The organism is Streptomyces sp. NPDC053427 (assembly GCF_044544985.1).
In the GTDB taxonomy this organism is placed as follows: domain Bacteria; phylum Actinomycetota; class Actinomycetes; order Streptomycetales; family Streptomycetaceae; genus Streptomyces.
In genome coordinates, this window is the sequence record NZ_JBITYA010000006.1 from 378714 (window position 1) to 401477 (window position 22764).

At 70.8% G+C, this 22764-nt stretch carries 21 protein-coding genes; 3 read left to right on the forward strand and 18 right to left on the reverse strand.

Annotated elements, in window-relative coordinates; all coding sequences use genetic code 11:
* Nucleotides 1–143: 143 nt before the first annotated feature.
* The 14 genes from ACIGWZ_RS19140 to pgsA all read right to left on the reverse strand — a co-directional run bounded on the left by ACIGWZ_RS19140 (nt 144) and on the right by pgsA (nt 12967).
* A complete protein-coding gene (locus ACIGWZ_RS19140) occupies nt 144–692 on the reverse strand; it encodes an adenine phosphoribosyltransferase (RefSeq protein ID WP_400066070.1) in 549 nt (182 codons plus the stop codon).
* Complete coding sequence (gene secF, locus ACIGWZ_RS19145; RefSeq protein WP_400066072.1) at nt 689–1804, reverse strand: protein translocase subunit SecF; 1116 nt, start codon at nt 1802–1804, stop codon at nt 689–691. The genes ACIGWZ_RS19140 and secF overlap by 4 nt, the downstream gene beginning before the upstream one ends.
* Nucleotide 1805: 1 nt before the next feature.
* Nucleotides 1806–3572, reverse strand: coding sequence for a protein translocase subunit SecD (gene secD / locus ACIGWZ_RS19150; RefSeq protein WP_400066074.1), 1767 nt, complete (start codon nt 3570–3572; stop codon nt 1806–1808).
* Between the two features lie 150 nt (nt 3573–3722).
* A complete protein-coding gene (gene yajC / locus ACIGWZ_RS19155; protein ID WP_400066076.1) occupies nt 3723–4265 on the reverse strand; it encodes a preprotein translocase subunit YajC in 543 nt (180 codons plus the stop codon).
* A gap of 162 nt (nt 4266–4427) precedes the next feature.
* Nucleotides 4428–5519: a Holliday junction branch migration DNA helicase RuvB gene (gene ruvB / locus ACIGWZ_RS19160; protein ID WP_400066078.1), complete on the reverse strand. Its 1092-nt coding sequence runs from the start codon at nt 5517–5519 to the stop codon at nt 4428–4430.
* Between the two features lie 82 nt (nt 5520–5601).
* A complete protein-coding gene (ruvA, locus tag ACIGWZ_RS19165; RefSeq protein ID WP_400066080.1) occupies nt 5602–6222 on the reverse strand; it encodes a Holliday junction branch migration protein RuvA in 621 nt (206 codons plus the stop codon).
* Nucleotides 6219–6767, reverse strand: a complete 549-nt coding sequence (gene ruvC / locus ACIGWZ_RS19170; RefSeq protein ID WP_400066082.1) for a crossover junction endodeoxyribonuclease RuvC — start codon at nt 6765–6767, stop codon at nt 6219–6221. Before ruvC ends, ruvA begins: the two co-directional genes overlap by 4 nt.
* 247 nt (nt 6768–7014) lie before the next feature.
* Entirely contained in the window at nt 7015–7767 is a 753-nt protein-coding gene (locus tag ACIGWZ_RS19175; RefSeq protein ID WP_400066084.1) for a YebC/PmpR family DNA-binding transcriptional regulator, read from the reverse strand.
* Nucleotides 7768–7830: 63 nt separating this feature from the next.
* Nucleotides 7831–8421, reverse strand: a complete 591-nt coding sequence (gene pdxT / locus ACIGWZ_RS19180) for a pyridoxal 5'-phosphate synthase glutaminase subunit PdxT (RefSeq protein WP_400066086.1) — start codon at nt 8419–8421, stop codon at nt 7831–7833.
* A 29-nt stretch (nt 8422–8450) separates the two neighbouring features.
* Nucleotides 8451–9362, reverse strand: a complete 912-nt coding sequence (gene pdxS / locus ACIGWZ_RS19185) for a pyridoxal 5'-phosphate synthase lyase subunit PdxS (RefSeq protein ID WP_400066088.1) — start codon at nt 9360–9362, stop codon at nt 8451–8453.
* A gap of 222 nt (nt 9363–9584) precedes the next feature.
* Nucleotides 9585–10130 (reverse strand): hypothetical protein, encoded by a 546-nt coding sequence (locus ACIGWZ_RS19190; protein ID WP_400066090.1) that lies wholly within the window; start codon nt 10128–10130, stop codon nt 9585–9587.
* 76 nt (nt 10131–10206) lie between these two features.
* Complete coding sequence (locus ACIGWZ_RS19195) at nt 10207–11367, reverse strand: glycosyltransferase family 4 protein (protein WP_400066092.1); 1161 nt, start codon at nt 11365–11367, stop codon at nt 10207–10209.
* Nucleotides 11364–12302: a phosphatidylinositol mannoside acyltransferase gene (locus tag ACIGWZ_RS19200; protein WP_400066094.1), complete on the reverse strand. Its 939-nt coding sequence runs from the start codon at nt 12300–12302 to the stop codon at nt 11364–11366. Before ACIGWZ_RS19200 ends, ACIGWZ_RS19195 begins: the two co-directional genes overlap by 4 nt.
* Complete coding sequence (gene pgsA / locus ACIGWZ_RS19205) at nt 12299–12967, reverse strand: phosphatidylinositol phosphate synthase (RefSeq protein WP_400066096.1); 669 nt, start codon at nt 12965–12967, stop codon at nt 12299–12301. Before pgsA ends, ACIGWZ_RS19200 begins: the two co-directional genes overlap by 4 nt.
* A gap of 264 nt (nt 12968–13231) precedes the next feature.
* On the opposite strand from pgsA, the gene ACIGWZ_RS19210 reads away from it, so the two are divergent.
* Together ACIGWZ_RS19210 and ACIGWZ_RS19215 are read left to right on the forward strand one after the other, a co-directional pair.
* Nucleotides 13232–15430 (forward strand): elongation factor G-like protein EF-G2, encoded by a 2199-nt coding sequence (locus ACIGWZ_RS19210; RefSeq protein WP_400066098.1) that lies wholly within the window; start codon nt 13232–13234, stop codon nt 15428–15430.
* Nucleotides 15431–15559: 129 nt separating this feature from the next.
* On the forward strand, nt 15560–17239 hold the full coding sequence (locus ACIGWZ_RS19215) for a hypothetical protein (protein ID WP_400066100.1): 1680 nt from the start codon (nt 15560–15562) through the stop codon (nt 17237–17239).
* A gap of 33 nt (nt 17240–17272) precedes the next feature.
* On the opposite strand, the gene ACIGWZ_RS19220 is transcribed toward ACIGWZ_RS19215, so the two are convergent.
* The 3 genes from ACIGWZ_RS19220 to ACIGWZ_RS19230 form a co-directional block, all read right to left on the reverse strand.
* Entirely contained in the window at nt 17273–18478 is a 1206-nt protein-coding gene (locus tag ACIGWZ_RS19220; RefSeq protein WP_400066102.1) for a YncE family protein, read from the reverse strand.
* On the reverse strand, nt 18478–19275 hold the full coding sequence (locus ACIGWZ_RS19225; protein ID WP_400066105.1) for a polysaccharide deacetylase family protein: 798 nt from the start codon (nt 19273–19275) through the stop codon (nt 18478–18480). Before ACIGWZ_RS19225 ends, ACIGWZ_RS19220 begins: the two co-directional genes overlap by 1 nt.
* 90 nt (nt 19276–19365) lie before the next feature.
* Nucleotides 19366–19923 carry an HIT family protein gene (locus tag ACIGWZ_RS19230; protein WP_400066107.1) on the reverse strand — a complete coding sequence of 186 codons (558 nt, stop codon included), beginning with the start codon at nt 19921–19923 and terminating at the stop codon, nt 19366–19368.
* Nucleotides 19924–19983: 60 nt separating this feature from the next.
* On the opposite strand from ACIGWZ_RS19230, the gene ACIGWZ_RS19235 reads away from it, so the two are divergent.
* Complete coding sequence (locus ACIGWZ_RS19235; protein WP_400066109.1) at nt 19984–20631, forward strand: ion channel; 648 nt, start codon at nt 19984–19986, stop codon at nt 20629–20631.
* A 54-nt stretch (nt 20632–20685) separates the two neighbouring features.
* On the opposite strand, the gene thrS is transcribed toward ACIGWZ_RS19235, so the two are convergent.
* Nucleotides 20686–22668, reverse strand: coding sequence for a threonine--tRNA ligase (gene thrS, locus ACIGWZ_RS19240; protein WP_400066111.1), 1983 nt, complete (start codon nt 22666–22668; stop codon nt 20686–20688).
* Nucleotides 22669–22764 lie beyond the last annotated feature (96 nt).

A 22764-nucleotide genomic window follows, 5' to 3' on the forward strand; every position in this document is an offset into this window, starting at 1 on the left:
GGCCACGAACAGGCCGGGGTGCCATGGTATCGACCCCACGGCCGTCGCTCTCGCGCGGCCATGGTTCCGTACATGACACAGCAGCGGGGGCGCCCGGATTTCTTCCGGGCGCCCCCGCTGCCGATGTGCCGGGAGAGGTCGGCTCAGACCGTGATCAGGGCCTCCACCGGAGCGCCCTTGAGGCCGGGCTCCAGCCGCTGCCGCCCGGCGAGGAAGCCGAGCTCCAGCAGCACCGCGACGCCCGCGACCTCGGCGCCCGCACGGCGGACGAGCTGCACCGACGCATCGGCGGTGCCGCCGGTGGCCAGCACGTCGTCGATCACCAGGACCCGGTCGCCCGGGGCCAGCGCATCGGCGTGCATCTCGATCTCGGCCGTGCCGTACTCCAGCTCGTAGGCCTGCGCGAGCGTCGCACCGGGCAGCTTGCCCGCCTTGCGTACGGGGACGAAGCCGACGCCGGCTCGTACGGCGACGGGGGCGGCGAGGATGAAACCGCGCGCCTCCAGGCCGACGACCTTGTCCACCCGATGCCGCGCGCACAGATCGGCGAACGCGTCGGTCAGCGCGCCGAAGGCGGCCGGATCGGCCAGCAGCGGGGTGATGTCCTTGAACATCACGCCGGGCTTGGGGTAGTCCGGGACGTCCTCGATCCGGCTCAGCAGCAGCTCGCGCAGCGCCACGGAGGCGCTCATCGGCGCTTGCCCGACGGGCGGCCGCGTCCGCGGTTGCGGGAGGCGGGCTGGTGGCGCGGGCCGACGACGGCGGAGTCGTCCTCGGTGTCCGACGTGCCGGTGGCGCCGTCCTGCGGGCCCTGCTGGTCGGACTCCTTGGCCGCCGCCGAGGCGCGCTTCGCCTTCACCCGCTTGGCCAGCGCCTTCATCTGCGGCTCGCGCTCCTTGAGGTCGGCGACCAGCGGAGTGGCGATGAAGATCGAGGAGTACGCACCGGCGGCGAGGCCGACGAACAGGGCCAGCGAGATGTCGTTGAGCATGCCCGCGCCCAGCACACCGCCGCCGACGAACAGCAGACCGGCGACCGGGAGCAGCGCCACGACCGTGGTGTTGATCGACCGCACCAGGGTGCCGTTGATCGAGCGGTTGGCGATCTCGCTGTAGGTGAAGCGGGACTGCTTGGTGATGTCCTTGGAGGCTTCCTTCAGGCTGTCGAAGACGACGACCGTGTCGTACAGGGAGTAACCGAGGATCGTCAGCAGACCGATGACCGTGCCCGGGGTGACCTCGAAGCCGACCAGGGCGTAGATGCCCACGGTGATCGTGAGGTCGTGGATCAGCGCGACCAGGGCGGCCAGCGCCATCCGCCATTCGAAGGCGATGGCCAGGTAGACCACCACCAGGGCCATGAAGATGCCCAGGCCCAGCCACGCCTTGTTGGCGATCTGCTCGCCCCAGCTCGGGCCGACCAGCTGGGTGTTGATGTCCTTGACCGGGACCTTCAGGTCCTTGGCGAGCTCTTCCTGGACCGGCAGCGACTGCTTGGTGTCCAGGCCGCTGATCTGGATGCGCAGCGAGCTGCCGCCGAGCTTCTGCACCACGGCCTGATGGCCGGGGGCCGCCGACTCTGCGTCGTGCTGCGCCTGCGAGGCGGACACGGAGGTCGGCGGGGTGGTGAAGACCGCGCCGCCGGAGAACTCGATGCCGAAGTTCATGCCCCGCACCGCCAGGCCGACGAGGGCCGTGATGGTGATGAGGATGGAGATGCCGTACCAGATCTTCCGCTTGCCGATGAAGTCGTAGCCGACCTCACCGCGGTAGAGCCGGGCGCCGATGTTTCCGAGCTTGGACATCTCACGCCTCCTTCGTCTGGGTGGGGGCGCTGCCGCGACGGCGGCGCAGCGGCGGCTTGGCGCCCAGGCGCTTGGGATCGAGGCCGGACCAGTGGTGGCCCTCGGAGAAGAACTTCCGCCGGGCCAGCAGCGTCATCAGCGGCTTGGTGAAGAAGAAGACCACGACGACATCGAGCACGGTGGTCAGGCCCAGCGTGAACGCGAAGCCCTTCACCTTGCCGACGGTGACGATGAACAGCACCGCGGCGGCCAGGAACGACACGAAGTCGGAGACCAGGATCGTCCGGCGGGCGCGGGGCCAGCCGCGCTCGACGGCAGGGCGCAGCGTGCGGCCCTCGCGGATCTCGTCCCGGATGCGTTCGAAGTAGACGATGAACGAGTCGGCGGTGATACCGATGGCGACGATGGCGCCGCAGACCGCCGGCAGGTTCAGTGCGAACCCGATGGCCGGCCCGAGCAACGTCATGATCGCGTACGTCAGTATCGCCGACACCCCGAGGCTGGCCAGTGCGACCAGCGCCAGGCCCCGGTAGTAGGCGACGAGGTAGATGATGACCAGCCCCAGGCCGATCGCGCCGGCGATCAGGCCGGCGTGCAGCTGCTCGCCGCCGAGCGCCGCGGTGACCGTGGTCTCGTCGTCGATCTTGAACGAGAGCGGCAGGGCGCCGTAGGACAGCATGTTGCCCAGGTCCTCGGCGGACTGCTGGGTGAAGCCGCCGGAGATGGTGGCGCTGCCGCCGTTGAGCTGCTGGCTGACCCGCGGGTCGGAGACCACCGCGCCGTCCAGGACGATCGCGAACTGGTTCTGCGGCGGAGCCTTGGTGGCGAGCTTGCCGGTGATGTCCGCGAACTTCTTGCCGCCCTCGGACGTGAAGTCCATCTGGACGATCCAGCCCTGGCCACCCTGGCTGTCGAAGACGGCCTTGGCGTCCTTGACGTCCATGCCCTCGACGGCAACCGGGCCGAGCACGTACTTCTGCGAGCCCTCCTGGTTGCAGGCCACGACCGGGTCGGACGGCTTGGCGGCGGCGGCCTGCTGGCCCGCCACGGCCCGTCCCTGCTTGGTGGAGCAGTCCAGCGCGGCGAGCTGCTTCTGCAGGGCCGGCGGGATCGCCTCGTCGCCACCGACCGGCGGCGTGGACGGCTTGGGGGAGCCGGAGGGGGTGGGCTTGGCGGAGGGCGCCTTCTTCAGAGAGTCCGTGACGGCGCGGCCCTGTGCGGTGGGCGTGGCGCTGGGCGCGGAGGCCTTCTGCTCGGTGCCCTGCTTGCCGGTGGCCTTCTCACCCTGGTCGTTCTTGCCCTGACCGTTCTTGCCGCCCTTGGAGGGGCTGGGCTTGGGCTGCTCGGGGGTCTTGGTGCCCGCGGTGGTGGTCAGCACCGGCCGGAAGCCGAGCTGGGCGGTGGTGCCGACCTGCTGGCGGGCCTGCTTCGCGTTCGTCCCCTTGGGGATGTTCACGATGATGTGGTCGCTGCCCTGCGTCTGGACCTCGGTCTCGGACACACCCAGACCGTTGACCCGCCGCTCCATGATCCCGGCGGCGGTGTTCATGTTGGTCTCGTTGATCGCGTTGGGCTTGCCCGGCTGGTTCTTGGCCGCCAGCGTGAAGCTCGTGCCGCCCGCCAGGTCGATGCCCAGCCGGGGCGTCAGATGGCCGTAGTAGAACATCCCGCCGACCAGCCCGATCATCGCGATCAGGATCAGGACCAGGGTGCGGCCCGGATGACCCTGGCCCGTGGGCGCCCTGCGGCCCTTTTTCGGTGCTGCCACCTTCTCGTATCTCCCTGTCCAACCCCTCGGCTTCGGGTGTCGCCGAGCGGCCACGAAGTGTTGTGGGGACGTGCCCCCCGCCGGAGCCTAGACCGTCGTGGAACCGCGGTGCGCCGTACGCGCGGCGCAGCGCGGTTCCATCGGGGCGGACTACTTCGCGTCGGCGCCGCCGGCCTTCTTGTCCTCCTTGGCGGTGTCCGCGTCGGCCTTGACGTCGTCCTTGGCCTCATCGGCGTCGGACGCGGCGTCGTCGGACTTGGCGTCCTCGGCGGCCGGCTTGTCGGCGTCGGCCTCGGGGGCGTCCTTGCCCAGGTCGATCTTCTCGGCCTTGGCGGTGTCCTCGTCCGCGACGTCACCGGTCAGCGACGAGGCGTCGTCCGGAACGACCGGCTCGTCGGTCTTGATCGGGTCGGCGCCGTCCAGGATGCGGTTGTACTCGTCATCGGCGAGCACCGCGCCGATGGCGTTCTTGGCGTAAATGGCGTGCACGCCCGGTGCGACCTCCAGGAGGACAGATTCCTCGTGGATTTCCTTGACGGTGGCGTACATGCCCCCGATCGTCCGGATGCCGGTGCCAGGCTGCATCTCGTTGCGCATCTGCTGCGCCGCCTGCTGCTTCTTCTTGGCAGACCGCGTCATCAGGAACATGGCCCCGATGAGGACGATGAAGGGGAGGAGAGTCACGATACTCACGGGACGGAAATCCTTCGCACGACCGCTGCTCCGCGGTCTGATATACGGGGGTGGGTATGCCGGTCCATACGGACGGCATCGGCGGAGTCTAAGCGAGTCCCCACCACAGGAACAACGCCCAGCATCGCACCGCAGTTCCTGACCGGGCGAGTCTCCGCGCCGTCACGGCCCGAACAGGCCCTGCTGCCCACTCGCCCCGGCTTGCTGCTGCGGCGGGACCAGCCCCATGTGGGCCCAGGCCGCCGGAGTGGCGATCCGGCCGCGGGGCGTCCTGGCCAGCAGCCCTTCCCGTACGAGGAACGGCTCGGCGACCTCCTCCACCGTTTCGCGCTCCTCCCCCACCGCGACCGCCAGCGTGGACAGACCCACCGGGCCACCGCCGAAGAGCTTGAGCAGGGCCGTGAGCACGGCGCGGTCGAGGCGGTCCAGGCCGCGGCCGTCGACCTCGTAGACCTCGAGGGCCTGGGCGGCGATCTCGCGGGTGATCACGCCGTCCGCCTTGACCTGGGCGTAGTCGCGGACGCGGCGCAGCAGGCGGTTGGCGATACGGGGCGTGCCGCGGGAGCGTCCGGCGATCTCCGCGGCGCCCGCTGCCGCTATATCGACATCCAGCAGGCCGGCCGAGCGGTGGATGACCCGCTCCAGCTCGGCCGGGGCGTAGAACTCCATATGGCCGGTGAAGCCGAAGCGGTCGCGCAGCGGGGGCGGCAGCAGACCGGCCCGGGTCGTGGCGCCGACCAGCGTGAACGGCGGAAGTTCGAGGGGAATGGCGGTGGCGCCCGGCCCCTTCCCGACGATCACGTCGACGCGGAAGTCCTCCATCGCCATGTACAGCATTTCCTCGGCGGGCCGGGACATCCGGTGGATCTCGTCGAGGAAGAGGACCTCGCCCTCCTGGAGGGAGGAGAGGATCGCGGCGAGATCGCCGGCGTGCTGGATGGCGGGGCCGGAGGTGATCCGGATCGGGGCGCCCATCTCGGCCGCGATGATCATCGAGAGGGTCGTCTTGCCCAGGCCGGGGGCTCCGGAGAGCAGGACGTGGTCGGCGGTGGCGCCGCGGGCGCGGGCGGCCCGCAGCACCAGGTCGAGCTGTTCGCGCACCCGCTCCTGGCCGACGAACTCCTCCAGGTCCTTGGGCCGCAGCGCGGCCTCGACGGCGGTGTCCTCGCCGTCGGCGTCGGCCGCCACCAGCCGGTCGGGCGCGCCGGTGGGTGCCTCGTCTGCGGCGGACGGTGCGGTGTCGTCCCAGTTCACTGCGGAATGCCTCGCGGGGTCGGGGCGGCGGGGCCGCCGGGGTGGTCGTACGGTCGGGGGCGCGCGGCCCGTCCGGCGGCGGTCATCGGGCGCGGTTGAGGCTCTGCAGGGCGGCCTTGAGCAGCTTGGGCACCTGCGGCTGCGTCCCCTCGGCGAGCGCCGCCTCGGCCTGCGGGGCGACCGCGTCCAGCGCCTCGTCCGCCTCGCGGGTGGCATAGCCGAGCCCGATGAGCGCGGCGTGCAGCTGATCGCGCCAGCCGGCCGTGACGGGGCTGCCGGCGCCCGCGCGGCCGGTGCCCACCGGCGCGCCGAGCCGGTCCTTGAGCTCCAGCAGCAGCTTCTGGGCGCCCTTCTTGCCGATACCGGGCACCGCGGTCAGCGTCTTCTCGTCGCCGTTGGCGACCGCCGTCCGCAGCGTGTCCGGGGAGTGCACGGCCAGCATGGCCTGCGCGAGCCGGGGCCCGACGCCGCTGGCGGTCTGCAGCAGCTCGAAGGTCTGGCGCTCGTCGTCGTCGGCGAAGCCGTACAGGGTCAGGGAGTCCTCGCGGACGACCAGGGAGGTGGCGATCCTGGCGTGCTCACCGATGCGCAGCCCGGACAGGGTGTTCGGTGCGCACTGGACGGCCATGCCGATGCCGCCGACCTCGACGACGGCGGTGTCGGGGGCCAGGGCCGCGACCGGGCCGGAGACAAAAGCGATCATCGGTTGCCCTTCAGCGTGCGTACGGGAGCGGCGCGGCGGGCCGCGGCATGCGCCTGCTGGAGGCGGTTGACCGCGGGGGCGCGCCAGATGTGACAGATGGCCAGCGCCAGGGCGTCGGCGGCGTCGGCCGGTTTGGGCGGTGCGTCGAGCCGCAGCAGCCGGGTGACCATCGCGCCGACCTGCGCCTTGTCGGCCCGGCCCGATCCGGTGACGGCGGCCTTGACCTCACTGGGGGTGTGCAGCGCGACCGGCAGCCCGCGGCGGGCGGCGCACAGCATGGCGACCGCGCTGGCCTGGGCGGTGCCCATGACCGTGCGGACGTTGTGCTGGCTGAACACCCGCTCCACGGCGACGTATTCGGGTCGGTGGGTATCCAGCCACTCTTCCAGGCCGCGCTCGATCAGCACGAGGCGGTGCGCGATGTCGGCGTCCGCGGGCGTGCGCACGACGCCGACGCCGACCATGGTCAGCGGCCGTCCGGCCACGCCTTCGACCACACCGACGCCGCAGCGCGTCAGCCCCGGGTCCACCCCGAGCACCTTCACGGTGCCCTCCCCTCGTGCCCGTACGTCCGAACGTCCGTACCGTGCTTTACCGTGCCGTGCCGTACCGTTTCGGCCCGCCGCTCCCCCATGGGGGGACGGAGATCCCCTGCTCAGCACAGTATCGGGTGGCACTGACAATCAAGTGGCACCGACAACGCGACGGGCCGACGGGGGTGTCCCCGTCGGCCCGTCGTGCGAACGGATGCGGCCCGGCCGCGTGGTGTCCGGCCCGCCGCGCGCTGTCGGCCTAGGCGTCGACCTTGGCCATGACGTCGTCCGAGACATCGAAGTTGGCGAAGACGTTCTGCACGTCGTCGCTGTCCTCCAGCGCGTCGATCAGCTTGAAGATCTTGCGCGCGCCCTCTTCCTCCAGCTCGACCTGCATGGTCGGGACGAAGTTGGCGTCGGCCGAGTCGTAGTCGATGCCGGCCTCCTGGAGCGCGCTGCGGACCGCGACCAGGTCGGTGGCCTCGCTGAGCACCTCGAAGGACTCGCCGAGGTCGTTGACCTCCTCAGCGCCCGCGTCCAGGACCGCGCCGAGCACGTCGTCCTCGGACAGCCCGGTCTTGGGGACGATCACCACGCCCTTGCGGTTGAACAGGTAGGACACCGAGCCCGGGTCGGCCATCGAACCGCCGTTGCGGGTCATCGCGACGCGGACGTCCGAGGCGGCGCGGTTGCGGTTGTCGGTGAGGCACTCGATGAGCACCGCGACACCGTTGGGGCCGTAACCCTCGTACATGATGGTTTCGTAGTCGGCGCCGCCCGCTTCGAGACCGGCACCGCGCTTGACCGCGGAGTCGATGTTCTTGTTCGGCACCGAGCTCTTCTTCGCCTTCTGGATGGCGTCGAAGAGGGTCGGGTTGCCCTCGACGTCGGCGCCACCGGTGCGCGCCGCGACCTCGATGTTCTTGATCAGCTTCGCGAAGAGCTTGCCGCGCTTGGCATCGATCACGGCCTTCTTGTGCTTCGTCGTAGCCCATTTAGAGTGGCCGGACATCCGCCTGTCTCCTTCGCGTAACCCAATTCCGAAACGAACGCCATCGATCCTACCGGGGCCACGTCACACGGCGTGACGCACCATGTCCACGAACAGCGCATGAACGCGGTGGTCGCCGGTGAGCTCCGGGTGGAAGGACGTGGCGAGGACGTTACCCTGCCGCACGGCCACGGTGTGCCCGTTGTACGTCGCCAGGACCTCGACCGCGGCGCCGACCGACTCGACCCAGGGCGCCCGGATGAAGACGCCTTCGACCGGTCCGCCGGGGATGCCGGCGACCTCGATGGCCGCCTCGAAGGATTCGTTCTGCCGCCCGAAGGCGTTACGGCGCACGATCATGTCGACACCGCCGAACGTCTCCTGGTCGTCCCGGGCGTCCAGCAGCTTGTCCGCGACCATGATCATGCCGGCGCAGGTGCCGTAGACCGGCTTCCCGGCCGCGACGAACGCGCGCAGCGGCTCGAGCATGCCGAAGACGACGGCCAGCTTGGACATCGTGGTGGACTCGCCGCCCGGTACGACCAGGCCGTCGACCTCGGCCAGCTCCTCGGGGCGGCGCACCGGCCGCGCCTGGGCACCGGCGTCCGCGAGCGCCTTGACGTGCTCGCGGACGTCGCCCTGGAGGGCCAGCACACCGATGGTGGGGGTACTCATCTGCGTTCTTACGTCCCTGTTCCTACGTCCTACCAGCCGCGGTTGGCGTAGCGCTCGGCCTCGGGGAGGGTGTCGCAGTTGATGCCGACCATGGCCTCGCCCAGGTTGCGGGAGACCTCCGCGATGACCTTGGGGTCGTCGTAGAAGGTGGTGGCCTTCACGATCGCGGCGGCGCGCTTGGCGGGGTCACCGGACTTGAAGATGCCGGAGCCGACGAAGACGCCCTCGGCGCCGAGCTGGCGCATCAGCGCGGCGTCGGCGGGGGTGGCCACGCCACCGGCGGAGAACAGCACGACCGGCAGCTTGCCGAGCTCGGCGACCTCCTTGACCAGCTCGAACGGGGCGCGCAGCTCCTTGGCGGCGGCGTACAGCTCGTTGTTGTCGCAGCCGCGCAGCTTGGCGATCTCGCCCTTGATCTGGCGCAGGTGACGGACCGCCTCGACGACGTTGCCGGTGCCGGCCTCGCCCTTGGAGCGGATCATGGCGGCGCCCTCGGCGATCCGGCGCAGCGCCTCGCCCAGGTTGGTGGCACCGCAGACGAAGGGGGTGGTGAAGGCCCACTTGTCGGAGTGGTTGACCTCGTCGGCCGGGGTGAGGACCTCGGACTCGTCGATGTAGTCGACGCCGAGGGACTGCAGGACCTGGGCCTCGACGAAGTGGCCGATGCGGGACTTGGCCATGACCGGGATGGAGACGGCGTCGATGATGCCGTCGATCATGTCGGGGTCCGACATACGGGCCACGCCGCCGTCCTTGCGGATGTCGGCGGGGACCCGCTCCAGGGCCATGACGGCGACGGCGCCCGCGTCCTCGGCGATCTTCGCCTCTTCCGGCGTGACGACGTCCATGATCACGCCGCCCTTGAGCTGCTCGGCCATCCCGCGCTTGACGCGCGCGGTTCCGGTCTCGGGGTTCTGGGGCGTGGTGGGCGTGCTGGACACGGTTGACCTCACTGATTGCGGGTGGTTATGCGTGTTGACCACACAACCGTTTGCGTGCGGGCGAGGGAAAGGGCCAATTCAAGGTGGGTGGCTCGTGAGGGCCTGGCGTCGCATGGCCGTAAGACGTGGGCCGCGGGCCTGCCGGCCGGTGGCCGCCGTCCTTCCTGGCCCTCCTGGCCTCTCCCGCCTTCGCGGCCCGCTCCGCCTCCGGTGTTCCCATTGTCAGCCGCCCGCCGAGCGGTCGTCCAGGACCGCCGGCGGCTCGTCGTCCATCTCGAAGGCCAGCGGGAACGGCGCATGGCCCGCGAGCCGGAGATAGCGGACGAGGCGGTGGCGCCGGACGGCCCGGGCGGCCCGTACCGCGTCGTTGTGGAAGCGGCGGGCCATCGGGACGCGGCGCACGGCCGCGGTGAGTTCGGTGACCGTCCGTTCACCGCCGGGCGCCTCGCGTACGGCCTCCAGCTGGGCGTCCTCGGCGAAGATCGCGCGCAGCGCCTGGCTGAGCTCGCTCTCCGCGACCTCGCGGTGGTCGTCCTCGGCCTGACGGGCCTCGTGGGCGGCCTGGTAGAGCACGATCGAGGCGGCCGGGTCGAGGACGCCGGAGGTTCCCACCTCCTGGGCGACCGAGGCCCGCCGGAGCAGCTGGGCGTCGAGGGCCGCCTTGGCCGCGTCGATGCGGGCGTGCAGGCGGTCGAGGCGGCCGGCCGTCCAGCTCAGGTAGATACCGATGAGGACGATCGCGACGGCGATCCAGATCAGGGTGGTCACGGGCCGTCACGTTACCCGGACGCGGCGGCCCGCCCGCCGTTCAGCCCGCGGCGGGCTGTTCCCGCCGCGCGGGGCCTCAGTCCCTGGCCAGGCCCCACCGTGCCCGCAGGCCCACCCGTTCGTCCGTCGCCACCGAGGCGGCGCCCGCGGTCACCGTTTCGTAGACGGCCAGGATGTCGGCGCCGACCGTCGACCAGTCGAAGCGGCGTACGTGCTTGGCGCCGCGTTCGCGGAGTTCGGCGAGTCTGGCCGGGTCGTTCAGGAGGCGTACGGCGGCGGCGGCGAGGGCGTCCGCGTCCTCGTTGGCGAAGAGTTCGCCGGCCTCGCCCTGGTCGAGGACCTGGGCGAACGCGTCCAGGTCGCTGGCCAGGACGGGCGCGCCGGCCGACAGGGCCTCCACGAGGATGATGCCGAAGGACTCGCCGCCGGTGTTGGGAGCCACGTAGAGGTCGACGCTGCGCAGGAGGCGGGCCTTGTCCTCGTCGGTGACCATGCCGAGGAAGGTGACCCGGGAGCGCATTGCGGGGGGCAGGGCCGCGACCGCTTCTTCCTCGTCGCCCCGGCCGGCCACCAGGAGGCGGGCGTCGGGCACCTCGGCGAGGATCGCGGGGAGCGCCTTCATCAGGACGGGCAGGCCCTTGCGGGGCTCGTCGATGCGGCCGATGAAGCCGAGGGTCCTGCCCTGCCATGCGGGCTCGGGCTCGGCGCGGGCGAAGAAGTCGACGTCCACGCCGTTGGGGATGACCACCGCGTCGCCGCCGAGGTGTTCGACGAGGGTGCGGCGGGCGTACTCGCTCACCGCGATCCGGGCGCTGATCTTCTCCAGCGCGGGCTGCAGGATCGGGTACGCGGCGATCATGGCCCGGGAGCGCGGGTTGGAGGTGTGGAAGGTCGCCACGATCGGGCCCTGGGCCGCCCAGCAGGAGAGCAGGCCGAGCGAGGGGGAGGCCGGTTCGTGGATGTGGATGACGTCGAAGGCGCCGTTCTGCAGCCAGCGGCGGACCCGGGCAGCGGAGAGGAAGCCGAAGTTGAGACGGGCGACCGAGCCGTTGTACGGGACCGGGACGGCGCGGCCGGCGGAGACGACGTACGAGGGCAGCGGGGTCTCGTCGTCGGCGGGGGCCAGGACGGAGACCTCGTGGCCCAGGCGGATCAGGTGCTCGGCCAGGTCGCGGATGTGGAACTGGACGCCGCCGGGGACGTCCCAGGCGTACGGGCAGACGATGCCGATCTTCATGCCGTCTCCGTTCCGGCGGCCGGTGCGCCGGGCGTCTCGCGCGGCTCCAGGTCGGCGAGCCACAGACGCTGGAGCATGTGCCAGTCCTCGGGGTGGTCGGCGATGCCGGAGGCGAAGGCGTCGGCGAGCGCCTGGGTCATCTGGGCGGCCTTTTCGGTACGGGTGCCGGTTTCGGGGACCTCGATCTCCGGGTGGACGCGGCCGCGCATGACGGGGCCCTCGTCGTACCAGAGGGTGACGGGCAGCAGCATCGCGCCGGTCTGTACGGCGAGCATCGCGGGGCCGGCCGGCATCTTCGTCGCCTCGCCGAAGAACTTCACCGGTATGCCGGAACTGGACAGATCGCGGTCGGCGACCAGGCAGACCAGGCCGCCGGCCCGCAGCCGGCGGGCGAGGGTGCCGAAGGCGGCGCCGCCGGTGTGCGGCAGCACCTCCATGCCCAGGCCCTGGCGGTAGGCGACGAAGCGGTCGTAGAGGGATTCGGGCTTGAGGCGTTCGGCGACGGTGGTGAAGGGGGTGTCGAGTTTGGTGGTGACCCAGACGCCGGCGAGGTCGTAGTTGCCCATGTGCGGGAGGGCCAGGATGACGCCGCGGTCGCCGGCGAGGCCGTCCACGAGATGGTGCACGTCCTCGGGGGCGAAGCCGTTCCTTGTCCGGTCCTTGCTCCAGGACGGCAGGCGGAAGGACTCCATCCAGTAGCGCATGTACGAGCGCATGCCGGCCCGGGAGAGCTCGGCGAGGCGCTGCGGGGAGGCGTCGGGGACGACGCGGGCGAGGTTCGCCTCCAGGCGGAGGACGCCCTTGCCGCGGCGCTTCCAGGCCGTGTCGGCGATCCGCCGCCCGAGCGCCGTGGCGACCCCTTCGGGCAGCTTCTTCACGGCGCTCCAGCCCAGGCCGTACAGGGCGTCGGTGAGCTTGTCGGTGACGGTCCTCATGCGCCGTTCCCCCCGTGTACGACGGCCTCGGCCTCAGCCTCGGCCTCGGCCGACTCGCGGCGTACCGTCACCACACGCTGGCCGAGGGTGACGGCGCTGCCGAGGGCGACGATCCACAGCGCGATCGGCAGCAGGATCTCGAGGCCGGGCACGCCGAAGGCGTGCAGTCCGGAGAGACCGCAGGCCACGAGCGTGATGACGAGGCGTTCGGCGCGCTCGACGAGGCCGTTGACGTTCACCGGCAGCCCGATCGCCTCGCCGCGCGCCTTGGTGTACGAGACCACCTGGCCGCTGGCGAGGCAGAAGATCGCGATCGCGCAGAGCAGCAGGTCGTCGCCGCCTCCGGCGTACCACAGGGCCAGCCCGCCGAAGATCGCCGAGTCGGCGACCCGGTCGAGGGTGGAGTCGAGGAAGGCGCCCCAGCGGCTGGAGCGGCCCAGCTGCCGCGCCATGTTGCCGTCGACCAGGTCGGAGAAGACGAACAGCGTGATGACGATCGTGCCCCAGAAGAACTCGCCCTCCGGGTAGAAGATCAAAGCGCCGGCCACCACGCCGCCGGTCCCGACGAGGGTGACCGCGTCCGGGCTGACCCCCAGGCGGATGAGCAGGGCGGCGAACGGTGTGAGAACACGCGTGAAGAAAGCACGCGCGTACTTGTTCAGCATGGCCTTCCCGGAGGTCGATACGGGCCGCGCGGTCAAGAGGCCACCGGCTGGCCCATCGTAGCCAGGCGGCCACCGGCGACCACGAACGCATCGCGGCGCCGGGTGCCACGCAGGGCGCACGGCCGTCGGCGTGCGCCTCGGGGCGCTCGCGGGCGCATGGTAAACGGCGGGATCCGGGTGCGCCCGTTGTGCCATGTATGGACGCATGGTGACCTCGGTGGAAAGCTCGAATCACCGCAAAGTGTCGACCTGGAGGCGAGACACATGAGCGAGAAGTCGAGTACACACCCGGGAGCCGCCGGAAGGGCACCCACGGCCGACCGGCCCACCGCCCTGCGGAATGTGGTGCTGGTCGGCCACAGCGGCTCGGGAAAAACCACTCTGGTCGAGGCCCTCGCGCTGGCATCCGGCGCGGTCAACCGGGCGGGCCGCGTCGAGGACGGCGCGTGTCTGTCGGACTACGACGAGATCGAGCACCGGCAGCAGCGTTCCGTACAGCTCTCCCTGGTCCCGGTCGACTGGGGCGGCATCAAGATCAATCTTCTGGATACCCCCGGATACGCCGATTTCGTCGGGGAGTTGAGGGCCGGTCTGCGGGCAGCGGACGCGGCCCTCTTCGTCGTTTCGGCCGCCGACGGGGTGGCCGGGGCGACCCGGATGGTCTGGGACGAATGCGCGGCGGTCGGCATGCCGCGCGCCCTGGTCGTCACCCACCTGGAGGCGGCCCGCGCCGACTTCGAAGAGATGACCCGGCTGTGCCGCGACACCTTCGGCGGCGAGGATCCCGATGCCGTGCTGCCCCTGTACCTCCCGCTGTACGGCACCCCGGGCGCCGACGGCCACGCCCCCGTGGAGGGCCTGATCGGCCTGCTCTCCCAGCGGGTCTTCGACCACTCCTCCGGCACCCGTACCGAGCGGGCACCGACGGCGGACGAGCTCCCGCTGATCGAGCGGGCCCGTAACCGCCTCATCGAGGGGATCATCGCCGAGAGCGAGGACGAGTCCTTGATGGACCGTTACCTCGGCGGCGAGGAAATCGACATCAAGACGCTCGTCGGGGATCTGGAGACGGCGGTCGCCCGGGGCACCTTCCATCCCGTACTGGCCGCCGCCCCGCCCTCCGACGGCGCCAAGCAGGGCCTGGGCACCATCGAGCTGCTGGAGCTGATCACCGGCGGCTTCCCGACGCCCGCGGAGCGTGAGGCACCGGCCGTGACCGGCACCGACGGCTCCCCCTGCCCGGCGCTGACCTGCGATCCCGACGGCCCGCTCGCGGCCGAGGTGGTCAAGACCTCCTCCGACCCGTACGTCGGCCGGGTCTCGCTGGTACGGGTCTTCTCCGGCACGCTGCGCCCCGACGAGACGGTGCACGTCTCCGGGCACGGCATGGAGGACCGCGGGCACGAGGACCATGACGTCGACGAGCGGATCGGCGCGCTGACCGCGCCGTTCGGCAAGCAGCAGCGCCCGCTGTCCCGGGCCATCGCCGGCGATCTGGCGTGCGTGGCGAAGCTGACCCGGGCCGAGACCGGCGACACCCTGTCGGCCAAGGACGCTCCGCTGCTGATGGAGCCGTGGACGATGCCGGATCCGCTGCTCCCGGTCGCCATCGAGGCCCACAGCAAGGCCGACGACGACAAGCTCTCGCTGGGCCTGGCCCGCCTGGTGGCGGAGGATCCGACGCTGCGCCTGGAACACAACCCGGACACCCATCAGATGGTGCTGTGGTGTCTGGGCGAGGCGCATGTCGATGTGGCGCTGGAGCGGCTGCGCTCCCGCTACGGCGTGCAGGTCGACGCGGTCCCGCACAAGGTGGCGCTGCGGGAGACCTTCGGCGAGGCCACGTCCGGGCGCGGCCGCCATGTCAAACAGTCCGGCGGGCACGGCCAGTTCGCGATCTGCGAGATCACGGTCGATCCGCTGCCGGGCGGCTCCGGCATCGAGTTCGTCGACAAGGTGGTGGGCGGCGCGGTGCCCCGGCAGTTCATCCCGTCCGTGGAGAAGGGCGTGCGCGCCCAGGCCGCGCGCGGGGTCGCCGTCGGGCATCCGCTCGTCGACATCCGCGTCACGCTGCTCGACGGCAAGGCGCACTCCGTCGACTCCTCGGACGCCGCCTTCCAGAAGGCCGGGGCGCTGGCGCTGCGCGAGGCGGCCGCCGGCGTCCGGATCGATCTGCTGGAGCCGGTGGCCGAGGTGGCCGTGCTCATTCCGGACGATTTCGTCGGCCCCGCGATGAGCGATCTGTCCGGGCGGCGCGGCCGGGTGGTGGGCACCGAGCAGTCCGGGGCGGGCCGCACCCTCGTACGCGCCGAGGTCCCCGAGATCGAGCTCGGACGGTACGCCGTCGATCTGCGCTCGCTCTCCCACGGCACCGGCCGCTTCACCCGCGTCTACGTACGGCATGAGCCGATGCCGCCGCAGCTGGCCGGCAAGGTGCGGGAGGAGGCCGAGAACGGCGCATAGTCGACGGTGCGTCAGCCGCCGTCCGGCTCAACCCCCTTGGGCTGGACGGCGGCTGTACGCTGAGATGCGGAGGTCACCGGCTCAGCAGGTGTGCCGTGAGCGGTAGTCGGGAAAGAGCCGCATCATCGGATGCGCGCGGTGATGGGGGCGGTAGTGGCAGACGGCTTTGACTTCAGCCCGGGGGCGCAGGTACCGATCGCCGGTGGCGCCGGGCAGACGGCGGCGACCCAGGCTTTGGCCTCGGCCGCCTATCGCGACTGTCTGCTCTCCAAGATCTCCGAGGCCGACTCCGGTTCCGGCAAGTCCGAGATCAAGAAGCCGAAGCTGTCGCTGTTCGCGCCCAACCTCGGCGAGGCGTTCGCGCGCGCGGTCCAGGTCCGGATGCTCGGCGGCGGCCGCAAGGCGCTCATCCAGTCCTTCGGGACGGAACCGCAGACCATCGTCGAGCACTGCCTGTCCGCCACGCGGCTGCGCAAGCAGCGGGACGCCAAACTGACCCTGATCATGGTCCTGTTCGGCCTGCTGTTCCTGCCCGGCGTGCTGCTGTGGCTGGGCGTCTTCCAGCTGAAGAAGATGCTGTCCAAGGACGGCGAGAGCGGCGGCCTCTCCCTGCTCGGCGGGGCGCTGCTGGTGGTGCTGGCGGGCGCCGCCCTGTTCTTCATGGTCAAGCTGCCGCTGAACGGCCTGTGGCCGCTGTACGTCCGCGCCATGGTCATCGCCCCGGTGGTCGGCTGGTGGTGGGCCAAGCAGATCAGCGAGAAGGCCGCGGTGACGATGCGGGAGGCCTGGAAGGGGCTGCTCGAGGGCGGCGGGGTGGCCGCCAAGATTCCCGAGGCGGTGCCCCAGGACCCGAACCAGACCGCCGCCGAGACGCTCCGTCAGAATCTCGCCAAAGTCTCCGCCGAGCAGCAGAGCAATGTCGTCTTCTACGCCGGCCCCAAGGGGATACTCGGCATGGGCACGCGCTGGGGCAGCTGGCAGCTCGCCGAGGAGCTGCGGCCGGCCCAGGAGGGCGTCGAGATCCATCCGTTCCGCAGCTGGGACGTCGTCCGGGTGATCCACGACAAGCTGCGCCTGCTGGAGCGCTCCCCTCTGCACACCGGCGGCTTCCCGGCCCCCTCGGTGCGCCACTGGATCGTCTCACCGGTCGGCGAGAAGGCCGGCGCGGTCTCCCGCCCGGACGGCACGGACACCGACGCGTACCAGATCCGCGGGCACGAGATAGAGCGCATCTGCAACGAGCAGCAGTTCGGCGCCGGCAACCGCCACTATCTGGGCGTCCAGTTCGTCCTGTGGGACGGCCAGCTGGTGCTCACGCTGATGATCACGGTCACGGTTCTGCACGAGACGCTGCGCATCGAGGTGACCGGTCACGCCCTCGGCCCGGTCAACGGCCTCTTCACGAGCAAGCCGGAGCCCAAGACCAAGGACGTCGCCAAGACCGTCAGGTTCTGGGAGACCAAGAAGGTCACGCTCCCGCTGATCGACGCGGGCGAGGTCGTCCGCCTCGCCGCCCGCGCCCCGCTCACCTGGTTCCCGCCGGTCCTGGACTTCCTGGGCGGCAAACTCACCCTTCCCGAGCCGTTCGGCCTGCGCCATGTCTGGGCCGACAAGCCCTGGCGGCACCGCTTCATGGCCGACGACGCGCTGCGCGCCGCGACCCCGGTGCTGCGGGTCGTGCATTCCGCCGCCATGAGCGTCCTGAAGGAGAACGGCGTGGACACCGAGCGCTTCGACAACCGCTCGCTGGTGCTGAGCGGCATGGTCCAGAGCGTGGAGCCGAGGAACGCCGACGAGTACAGCGCCTAGTTACGCCCCTACGGCCGGGGAGCGACGCCGCTCCTACCGGAAGATCCCCGTGTGGCCCAGTGAGTACCGTCCCGGCTGCGGATACACCGCCAGCCCGTGCGGGCCCTGGCCCACCGGGATCTTCGCGAGCGTCTTGCCGGTACGGGCGTCCATCGCGTAGACCTCGGAGTTGTAGCGCCCGGACAGCCACAGCACCTTGCCGTCCGCCGAGACCCCGCCCATGTCCGGGCTGCCGCCGCCGGGGATCTTCCATTTCTCCACGAGATCGCCGCTCTTGAAGTCGAGCAGCGAGATGGTTCCCTCGCCCCGGTTGGAGATGTACATCTTCTGCGAATCGCGGCTGACGTAGAGGCCGTGGGTGCCCTTGCCCGTGGGCAGCAGCCGCGGCTTGGTGAAGCGGTCGCCGTCCAGGACCCACACCCCGTCGGCCATCATGTCGGCGACGTACCAGGTCCTGCCGTCCGGGGAGATCTTCACGTCCTGGGGCATCGCGCCCTCGAAGGGCAGCTTCTCCTGCCCGATGACCTTCATCTTCTCGGTGTCGACCTTGAGCAGCTCGCCGGAGAACTCGCAGGAGACGATGAAGTACCGCCCGTCGGGCGAGAAGTCGGCGTGGTTGACGCCCGCGCAGCTCACCGGGAGGGTCTTGCGGACCTCCATGGTGTGCGGGTCCCGGAAGACCAGCTGCCGGTCCATCGAGGCCATCACGACCGCGTACTTCCCGTTGGGCGTGAAGTAGAGGTTGTAGGGGTCATGGACCTTGACGGGCTTGCCGGCCTCGCCCGTGGCGGGGTCGATCGGGGTGAGGTCGTGCCCCCGGTTGTTGTTGACCCAGAGCGTCTTCATGTCCCATGACGGCACGACGTGCTGGGGCTGCACGCCCACCGGGATCGTCTTGATCACCTTGTACGTCTTCGGGTCGATGACGCTGACCGAATCGGAGCCGGTGTTGGGCACGTACACCCGTGAGGGGAAGTCCCGCACCTGCCGGGCCAGCTTGTTGGGCCGGTCCGCGGCGTAGAGGTCGTTCTCGTCCACGAGCGGCGGCATCCCGGGCAGGCCCGCCCCGACGGCCTTGGCCTCCGACGGCTTCGCGGGGCGCGGACTGTCGCCGGCGGCCTTGGTCTCACCGCCGCCGGAGCAGCCCGCCGCCAGCAGCGCACATGCCACGGCGAGCAGCGCGGCGCGGCGGCCGGGGCGGGGGAATCTGCGGACGGGGGTACGGTTCCGGTCAGCCATCAGGTCATTAGCTCCGTTGTCGTCACCGCGCGCAGCCCGCGCCGGCGGAGTCCGTCGAGGATCGGGGGCAGCGCGGCCACCGTGCCGGCGTGCCCGAGGTGGAGGCTCACGACCGAGCCCGGACCGGCCCGGTCCAGGACCGTGCGCCGGACGGCCCGGGCACCGGGGTCGTCGGAGTCGAGGGAGTCCACGTCGTAGGACAGGACGTGCGGATAGCCGGCCCGCCGGGCCAGCCGGGTCACCAGGTCCGTGGCCCGCTGGGCCTGCGAGGGCCGGAACCAGCTGCCGATGCTGCCGGTCAGCCGCCGCAGCCGGTCGGCGCACTGGCTGATCTCGGCGTATGCCGCATCCTCGGGCAGGGCGCAGATATTGCGGTGATGCATCGTGTGATTGCCCAGCTCATGGCCGCCGTCGAGGATCCGGCGGGCCATCTCGGGGTGCTCGTCCAGCCAGTCGCCGACGGCGAGCACGGTCACCCGGGCGCCGGCCCGCTCGGCCTCGCCCAGCAGGGCGGTGGCGAGCGCCGGGTCGCCCCTGCCGTGGAAGGTCAGCGCGACCGCCCGGCCGTCTTGCGGCCCGTGCGCGAGCTGTACGGGCCGGCCGGGCACCCTGGTCGGCGGCCGGGCGGCGTGCGCCGGGGCGGGGCCGGGCGCGCTCGGCCCGCCGGAGTGCGGGGGCGGGGAGGCCCGTACGGCCGTGGCGCCGGTGCGGGCCGGGGCGCAGCCCGAGGCGAACGCTCCGGCCGCCGCGGCCGAGGCGGCCGCGCGCAGCACGGAGCGACGAGCGAGGGAGGTCACCACACCATTACAGTGGCAACTAGCCGAATTTTAGGTGATCTATCCGATTTATCCGATTGCGTGTCGTCCGGGACGCCCTCGGCCCGGCGCCTACGCGGGCCAGGCCTGCGCGAGCATCGCCCGGGTGTCCGCGAGGAGTTGGGGCAGCACCTTGGTGTGGCCGACCACCGGCATGAAGTTGGTGTCGCCGCCCCAGCGCGGTACGACGTGCTGGTGGAGATGGGCCGCGATGCCGGCCCCGGCGACGGTGCCCTGGTTCATCCCGATGTTGAAGCCGTGCGCCCCGGAGGCAGTACGCAGCGCGGTCATCGCCCGCTTCGTGAACTCCGCGAGCTCCAGCGTCTCCGGGCCGTCCAGCTCGGTGTAGTCCGCGACATGCCGGAACGGGACCACCATGAGGTGGCCGCCGTTGTACGGGTAGAGGTTCAGCACCGCATAGACCCGCTCGCCGCGAGCGATCACGAGGCCGTCCTCGTCCGACTTCGCGGGGATCGTGCAGAACGGGCAGCCGTCGTCGGCCCCCGGGCCGCTCGGCTTGTTCTCGCCCTGGATGTAGGCCATCCGGTGGGGCGTCCACAGGCGCTGAAAGGCGTCCTGTGTCCCGACTCCGATCTGCTGTTCCGGCTCGCTTGTCATACGGGCCAGCATATTGCGTCGCCCTTTGGCAGCGTGTCGCTGGGGCGGACCTCACGGCGGGCTCGCGATGCTGTGCCGGTGGACAGGGAAGCGCGGTTGCGGGACTGGGAGAATCACGCCGAGCCGTATCTCCTCGTTGCCTCCCTCCTCTTCCTGACCTCCTACGCGGTCCGGGTCCTGGTCCCCGGCCTCTCCCCCGGCTGGAATGCCTTGTGGACGACCGTCACGGCCGTGAGCTGGGGCGTCTTCGCAGCGGAGTACCTCGCACGGCTGGCGTACAGCACGGACCGCAAGCGCTTCGTGCGCACCCGCTGGCTGGACCTGATCGTGACCGTGCTGCCGCTGCTGCGGCCGCTGCGGATCGTCGACATGCACGAGCGGATGCAGCGGCGCAGGGACCATCCGCGGCTCGCCCTGGAGACCCGCGTGATGACCTACGCCGGCCTGACCTCTCTCCTCCTGGGCTTCGCCGCCAGCCTCGCCGTCTACCACGACGAGCGCAACGCCCCGCACGCCGACATCCGGACCTTCGGCGACGCGGTGTGGTGGGCCGCCTCGACCCTGACCACCACCGGGTACGGCGACGCCACGCCCGTCACCGGACGCGGCCGGGTGACCGGGGTGGGGCTGATGTTCGTCGGGGTCGCCCTGGTCGGAGCGGTGGTCGGCTCCTTCTCCTCCTGGCTGCTGCGCCGCTTCCGGCAGGAGGGCGAGACATGAGCGGGCCCCGGGGAGCGGGTCGCTCCCCGGGGCCGTGCGCTCATGCAGCGGGCGTCACACCTGGGCGCGGCGCTCCACGATGTCCAGGATCTCGGCGATCGCCTCGTCGCGCGGGATCCCGTTCTTCTGCGACCCGTCGCGGTAGCGGAAGGAGACGGCACCGGCGGCCATGTCCTCGTCACCCGCGAGGATCATGAACGGAACCTTGGACTTCTGCGCGTTACGGATCTTCTTCTGCATCCGGTCCGACGACGAGTCCACCTCGACCCGGAGCCCCTTGGCCCGCGCCTTCTCGGCGAACTCCTGCAGATACGGCACGTGTGCGTCGCCGATCGGAATGCCGACGGCCTGCACCGGCGCGAGCCACGCCGGGAACGCGCCCGCGTAGTGCTCCAGCAGCACGCCGAAGAACCGCTCGATGGAGCCGAACAGGGCGCGGTGCAGCATGACGGGCTGCTGCTTGGAACCGTCCGCCGCGGTGTACTCCAGGCCGAACCGCTTGGGCTGGTTGAAGTCCACCTGAAGGGTCGACATCTGCCAGGACCGGCCGATCGCGTCCTTCGCCTGCACGGAGATCTTCGGGCCGTAGTACGCGGCGCCGCCCGGGTCCGGGACCAGCGGCAGGCCCTGCTTCTCGGCGGCCTGGCGCAGCGCCTCGGTGGCCTCCTCCCAGTCCTCGTCCGAGCCGATGAACTTGTCCGACTCCGGGTCGCGGGTGGACAGCTCCAGCTCGAACTCGGTCAGGCCGTAGTCGCGCAGCAGGTCGAGCACGAAGGTGAGGAGCGTGTCGAGCTCCTGGGGCATCTGCTCCTTGGTGCAGTAGATGTGCGAGTCGTCCTGGGTGAAGCCGCGCGAGCGGGTCAGGCCGTGCACGACGCCCGACTTCTCGTAGCGGTACACCGTGCCGAACTCGAAGAGGCGCAGCGGCAGTTCACGGTAGGAGCGGCCGCGCGACTTGAAGATCAGGTTGTGCATCGGGCAGTTCATCGCCTTGAGGCGGTAGTTCTGCTCGTCGAACTCGATGGCCGGGAACATGCCCTCGGAGTAGTGCGGGAGGTGCCCGGAGATCTCGAAGAGGCGCTCCTTCGAGAGATGCGGGGTGTTCACGAACTCGTAGCCGGAGACCTCGTGCCGCCTGCGCGAGTAGTCCTCCATCACCTTGCGGACGACGCCGCCCTTGGGGTGGAAGACCGCCAGGCCCGGGCCCAGCTCCTCCGGGAAGGAGAAGAGGTCCAGCTCGGCGCCGAGCTTGCGGTGGTCGCGCTTCTCGGCCTCGGCGAGGAACTCCAGATACGCCTTGAGCTCGTCCTTGGTCGGCCATGCGGTGCCGTAGATGCGCTGCAGCTGCTTGTTCTTCTCGCTGCCGCGCCAGTACGCGGCGGCCGAGCGCATCAGCTTGAACGCCGGGATGACCCGGGTGCTGGGCAGGTGCGGGCCGCGGCACAGGTCCTTCCAGCACAGCTCGCCGGTCTTGGCGTCGAGGTTGTCGTAGATGGTCAGCTGGCCGGCGCCGACCTCGGCGGAGGCGCCCTCGGCGGCGTCCGCGGCGGAGCCCTTGAGCCCGATCAGCTCCAGCTTGTACGGCTCGCTCACCAGCTCCTCGCGCGCGGCGTCGTCGCTGACCGCCCGGCGCGCGAACTTCTGCCCGCGCTTCTGGATCTCCTGCATCTTCTTCTCGATGCGCTTGAGATCGTCCGGGTGGAAGGGGCTCTCGACGTCGAAGTCGTAGTAGAAGCCGTCCTTGATGGGCGGGCCGATGCCGAGCTTCGCCTCCGGGAACAGCTCCTGCACGGCCTGCGCCATCACATGCGCGGTGGAGTGCCGCAGGATGTTCAGGCCGTCCTCGGAGGTGATCTCGACGGGCTCGACCTCGTCGCCGTCCGCGATCTCGTACGCGAGGTCCTTGAGCTCTCCGGCCACCCGCGCGGCGACGATGCTGCGCTCGCCCTGGAAGAGGTCGGCGGCCGTAGTGCCCGTGGTCACCACGCGTTCTTCCCGCTCGGAATCGCGTTGGACGGTCACACGGACGTCTGACACCGGTCTCTCCTGACTCATGTTTCTTCCACGTCAGCGATTGCTGCGCAGCCGAATCGTACCGAGCCATCCGACCCGACCGCGAAACGGTTTGCCCGC

Excerpts from the sequence above, each read along its gene's own strand:
- ruvA (WP_400066080.1), bottom strand. The coding sequence starts at position 6,222 with ATGATCGCTTTTGTCTCCGGCCCGGTCGCGGCCCTGGCCCCCGACACC.
- ACIGWZ_RS19210 (WP_400066098.1), top strand. The coding sequence starts at position 13,232 with ATGAGCGAGAAGTCGAGTACACACCCGGGAGCCGCCGGAAGGGCACCC.
- ACIGWZ_RS19230 (WP_400066107.1), bottom strand. The coding sequence starts at position 19,923 with ATGCTGGCCCGTATGACAAGCGAGCCGGAACAGCAGATCGGAGTCGGG.
- secF (WP_400066072.1), bottom strand. The coding sequence starts at position 1,804 with ATGTCCAAGCTCGGAAACATCGGCGCCCGGCTCTACCGCGGTGAGGTC.
- pdxT (WP_400066086.1), bottom strand. The coding sequence starts at position 8,421 with ATGAGTACCCCCACCATCGGTGTGCTGGCCCTCCAGGGCGACGTCCGC.
- ACIGWZ_RS19200 (WP_400066094.1), bottom strand. The coding sequence starts at position 12,302 with ATGAGGACCGTCACCGACAAGCTCACCGACGCCCTGTACGGCCTGGGC.
- ACIGWZ_RS19195 (WP_400066092.1), bottom strand. The coding sequence starts at position 11,367 with ATGAAGATCGGCATCGTCTGCCCGTACGCCTGGGACGTCCCCGGCGGC.
- ACIGWZ_RS19140 (WP_400066070.1), bottom strand. The coding sequence starts at position 692 with ATGAGCGCCTCCGTGGCGCTGCGCGAGCTGCTGCTGAGCCGGATCGAG.
- ACIGWZ_RS19215 (WP_400066100.1), top strand. The coding sequence starts at position 15,560 with ATGCGCGCGGTGATGGGGGCGGTAGTGGCAGACGGCTTTGACTTCAGC.
- ACIGWZ_RS19220 (WP_400066102.1), bottom strand. The coding sequence starts at position 18,478 with ATGGCTGACCGGAACCGTACCCCCGTCCGCAGATTCCCCCGCCCCGGC.
- pgsA (WP_400066096.1), bottom strand. The coding sequence starts at position 12,967 with ATGCTGAACAAGTACGCGCGTGCTTTCTTCACGCGTGTTCTCACACCG.
- ACIGWZ_RS19175 (WP_400066084.1), bottom strand. The coding sequence starts at position 7,767 with ATGTCCGGCCACTCTAAATGGGCTACGACGAAGCACAAGAAGGCCGTG.